The sequence below is a fragment of the Cyclobacterium sp. genome, assembly GCF_014762705.1.
Lineage (GTDB): Bacteria > Bacteroidota > Bacteroidia > Cytophagales > Cyclobacteriaceae > Cyclobacterium.
The window spans coordinates 1-3,789 of record NZ_JABURL010000006.1 but is presented as its reverse complement, the minus strand read 5'-3'; the positions used below and the strand labels follow the sequence as shown (position 1 = coordinate 3,789).

Genomic DNA, 3,789 nt, shown 5'->3' with positions numbered 1-3,789 from the left:
TTATTGTTTATCAGTGCTACGAAATATTGGAGATTCAAACTTTTCCGAATATTCCGGAAAAATAGCCGCATAAAAAAGGCTGCCCTTTTCGGACAGCCTCTTTTTATTTTCCTTTTGATGATAATATTTTAATCTTTTTTCCAGGGTTTTCTGTTTTTAGCTTTCGGTCCGGTTACGCGCTCTCTTTTTGCGAGTTGGGCATCTACCTTGACGACTTCGAAATCACCTTTAAACCGCTTCTTGTTTTTGAATGCGGGTCCTTTCACCTTTTTATCATCTACTTTTACCATCAAGGTGCCTTTTCTGGCCTGCTCTTTCCAAGGTTTATAATTCTTGGCTGCAGGACCTTTTAGATCTTGAAGAGATTGCGCATTTGATATATTAAAGGCAAGAAAGCCTGCTACTAATATAAATGTGAACCTGATCATTGTTTTGTGATTTTGTATAAAACGTTAATTAATAATTTCCTTACGCTAATATATACGATTAGGAGAAAAAAAGTTACAGTAAAACAGATAAAAATTGCTGTTTTTCTAATTTTTATAAAATTATATCTTGATTTATACTCAAAAACAAAAAATAATAAGTATATTTTATAACCACTTGGAATTGTTTTTGCAAAAAAAAGACCCTGAAAGGGCCTTTTTTAATCCTGATATTTCAGAAATTGATCAAAAAACAAAAAACCACGGTTTTTTGGGAACACCGTGGTTTTTCGCTAAAAAATTGATTTTTTTTGTTTTTTTAGAAAGAAAAGACTCCAGCAATCAAGAAAGAGGTCAGATTTTTTGAATTTTGGTAGTCATTGTCTATAAAGAAGTCATTAGTCATAGCGTCTAGCCTTACTTCCGGAATCAGGGTGAAATTATCCGTGATTTTGGCATTTCCGGATAAAGTTGCTGCAAAGACATTTCCATCACCCATATTGTTCAATCCAACTACACCATCGAGTCCTCCATTAAATACGCTGAAGTATTCACCTCTCAGGCCAAGGGAGAATTTTTCTGAGGCTGCAGCCTGAACGTATCCGGCTATGCCATAAAAGCCATACCCGTCACCTGTCGCATCCTGAATCGAGTTGCCATTTGCAACCTGACCGGCAGATGTGGTGTTGTAGGTCGTATTAAGTCCAAGGTACAGGCTTTCGGTTACATCATAACCGGTAGTCAGATCAATTTGGAAGGTATTTCCCATGGATGAGTTACCGAATGAGGAGAGCGTGTTCATGTCAAGCTTTCCATCCTGATCACCGTACAATAAATTCAAATAGGTGCCTCCTCCGTCAGTGGTATATGCCAACTGACCGCCCAGGGTATATGAACCGTTGAAATTGAACTCTGTCATGTCTGTTGGGTTCATGACCGATGCCATAAAAGCCCAATTTTCGGAAAGCTGGAAGTCAGCTTTTACTCCTGTATGGGAAAAAGGACCATAAGAAAACATGTAAGAGGTGGAATAATTGAAATTTCCGGTAGGGGAAATTACTTCATATCCCAAATAGGTGTTGAAATTCCCTATGGTGAAGGTGACAACTTCATTGACATTCCAGTACATGTACAATTGGTTGACAATCTGTGAACTTCCTGCCTCGCCGCCAGCATACATGGGGGAGCCAAATACTGCATCCTCTCCTCTGGGGCCGAAAACCAAATCAGCGACAAACCCCACCTTTTCTCCTTCGTAGGCAGCGATAATGTTGGCCATGCCCAGAGAAAATCCGGGAAGGTTGCCAAATGAAGTTGCCGGAGCCTGAAAGGCATCCCCTTTGTTTGGCGCATTTAAATTTGTTCTAAAGTAGGCATCGACGGAACCTGAAATGGTAACATTGGAGGTTTCTTCTTCTTGAGCCAATACTACAGTGCAAGTTGATAAAAGTAGTAAAGCAATTAGCAGTTGGAATTTTTTCATTTTACTTTTGATTATTGGTTAATAACTAGGTTAACTAAGGGGAACTCCTGCCCATTAAAGAGTTCGTGGATGTTTTTTTTTGTGGGCAGGGTTCCATTTTTATTGATTCAAAGAATTTAATTTTTGTTATTCGTCATAGACGATGGTATAGCCTCTTATACCATGTTCATGGCTGTCCAAACCTGATTTTTCATGTTCCTCGGACACTCTTATGCCTACCGTTTTCTTCAATACAAAAAATATGAGTAGGGCAGAAAAGAAGGCAACCCCACCGCAAATCAGGACACCAATTAATTGAGTGAAAAAGGAATGCTCCGGATTGGTGGAGAAGATGCCTACGGCAAGGGTGCCCCATACTCCACAGGTCAAGTGAACAGATACTGCGCCTACTACATCGTCCAATTTCATTTTGTCTAAAAATATGGCTGATAAAACAACCAGTATACCTGCGACGAAACCAACCAATAGCGCAAAGATGGGGTTTATGACATCAGCTCCGGCTGTAATGCCTACCAAGCCTGCCAGGATACCGTTTAAAACCATACCCAGGTCAAGTCTGTTAAAAGCAAAATAGGCAGCGAAAAAACCTCCCAAACCACCAGCGCAAGCTCCCAGAGAGGTAGTTACCAAAACAAAGGATACCAAGCCTGGATCGGCAGAAAGCACAGATCCTCCGTTAAAACCAAACCAGCCCAACCATAAAAGAAATACGCCAATAACGGCCAAAGGAACACTGGCGCCTGGTTTTTCGATTGTTTTTCCATTTACATACTTACCAATCCTGGGGCCAACCATGATAACGCCTGCCAATGCACCCCATCCGCCGACAGAATGTACAAGTGTGGAACCTGCGAAATCATAAAAGCCCATGGCATCCAGGGCACCTCCACCCCATTTCCAGCTACCGATAATCGGATAAACCAATCCTACAAATACAACAGTAAACATCAGGTAGGCCCATAATTTGACCCTTTCTGCGATGGCTCCTGATACAATAGTGGCTGCTGTGGCAGCAAACATGGCCTGAAATAGAAAGTCGGTCCAGTAAGTATAACCACCATCCGCATAGGCTGTGGTGACATCGGCATCAGCAGGGCTGAACCAGAACATGCTCCATCCGGAACCGTCAAAGCCAAACCAACCTGGTACATCAAATCCCGGATACATCAAAAAGAAACCCATCAATCCATAAGTCACAATACCTATTATAGGTGTGACTGTATTTTTGAAAAGTATGTTAACCGTGTTTTTGGCTTGTCCAAATCCGGCTTCTACCCCGGCAAAGCCAAGGTGCATGATAAATACCAATGCTGTTGCCAGCATCATCCAAACGTTGTTTGTTGTAAGCAGATTTTGTGCTATTGCTTCGGCTAAATCCACTCCTTCTGTGCTTACCTGAGCTAATGGTGAGACAATGTTTTTCATAGAAACATATTCTTTAAGGGTTACAGTTAGAATTTTCACTTTAATTACGAATCAAAATCAAATCTAAACAATTATTGGTTAAAAAAACAACCGACAATAAAAAATACAGTGGTTTGAAATCTAATATTGGGTTTTATAATAGCTTTATTTTAGATAAAAAATGAAAAATATGGTATTTTAAAATAAAAAATGACTACAAGTAAAATCAATATGTATTATGGAATATAATTAAAATTATAAAATAAAAAATATGTTTTAAGGTTTAATATAAATCATTAAACCTTAAATAGACTATTAAGTAGATTAATAAATTTTTTCGTGTAGGTTAAGTATTATACCTGCCAAAATGTTAAAGTAGGATTTTTTTAACAAAAAATATATTTTATGAATAAGGCAAAAAAAACTAATAAAAATTTTACTTTCTTTAATATATGTATGTATACAGTCTATTATACA

Annotated in this window: 3 protein-coding genes; all 3 read right to left on the bottom strand. The window is 38.7% G+C overall.

What is annotated here, in order from left to right:
- Positions 1-128: 128 nt before the first annotated feature.
- The 3 genes from HUJ21_RS00050 to amt all read right to left on the bottom strand — a co-directional run bounded on the left by HUJ21_RS00050 (position 129) and on the right by amt (position 3,333).
- Positions 129-428 (bottom strand): hypothetical protein, encoded by a 300-nt coding sequence (locus HUJ21_RS00050; protein ID WP_291366231.1) that lies wholly within the window; start codon positions 426-428, stop codon positions 129-131.
- 316 nt (positions 429-744) lie between these two features.
- Positions 745-1,908 carry a porin gene (locus tag HUJ21_RS00045; protein WP_291366230.1) on the bottom strand — a complete coding sequence of 388 codons (1,164 nt, stop codon included), beginning with the start codon at positions 1,906-1,908 and terminating at the stop codon, positions 745-747.
- 126 nt (positions 1,909-2,034) lie between these two features.
- Positions 2,035-3,333, bottom strand: coding sequence for an ammonium transporter (gene amt / locus HUJ21_RS00040; protein ID WP_291366229.1), 1,299 nt, complete (start codon positions 3,331-3,333; stop codon positions 2,035-2,037).
- Between the last annotated feature and the right edge of the window lie 456 nt (positions 3,334-3,789).

Excerpts from the sequence above, each read along its gene's own strand:
- HUJ21_RS00045 (WP_291366230.1), bottom strand. The coding sequence starts at position 1,908 with ATGAAAAAATTCCAACTGCTAATTGCTTTACTACTTTTATCAACTTGC.
- amt (WP_291366229.1), bottom strand. The coding sequence starts at position 3,333 with ATGAAAAACATTGTCTCACCATTAGCTCAGGTAAGCACAGAAGGAGTG.
- HUJ21_RS00050 (WP_291366231.1), bottom strand. The coding sequence starts at position 428 with ATGATCAGGTTCACATTTATATTAGTAGCAGGCTTTCTTGCCTTTAAT.